The sequence below is a fragment of the Rahnella rivi genome (assembly GCF_019049655.1).
Taxonomy (GTDB): domain Bacteria; phylum Pseudomonadota; class Gammaproteobacteria; order Enterobacterales; family Enterobacteriaceae; genus Rahnella; species Rahnella rivi.
In genome coordinates this window covers 1-232 of sequence record NZ_JAFMOX010000002.1, presented here as the reverse complement: position 1 = coordinate 232, position 232 = coordinate 1, and the positions used below count along the sequence as shown (strand labels likewise).

Sequence of the window (232 nt, the reverse complement as noted above, 5' to 3'; positions counted from 1 at the left end):
TACAACACCAAAGGTGTTTTAGAGTGGCTCTGAAGTAGATTTTCAGCTGAATGTTCCGAGATTGGTTCGTAGTGCAAGCCTGACTTAAGGTGCGCGTTATGGATAAAACAGAATTTGCCTGGCGGCACTAGCGCGGTGGTCCCACCTGACCCCATGCCGAACTCAGAAGTGAAACGCCGTAGCGCCGATGGTAGTGTGGGGTCTCCCCATGCGAGAGTAGGGAACTGCCAGG

Annotated in this window: 1 rRNA gene; it reads left to right on the top strand. The window is 53.0% G+C overall.

The window, feature by feature from the left end:
• Positions 1-117 precede the first annotated feature (117 nt).
• Positions 118-232, top strand: a 5S ribosomal RNA gene (gene rrf / locus J1779_RS00010); the annotation flags it as partial.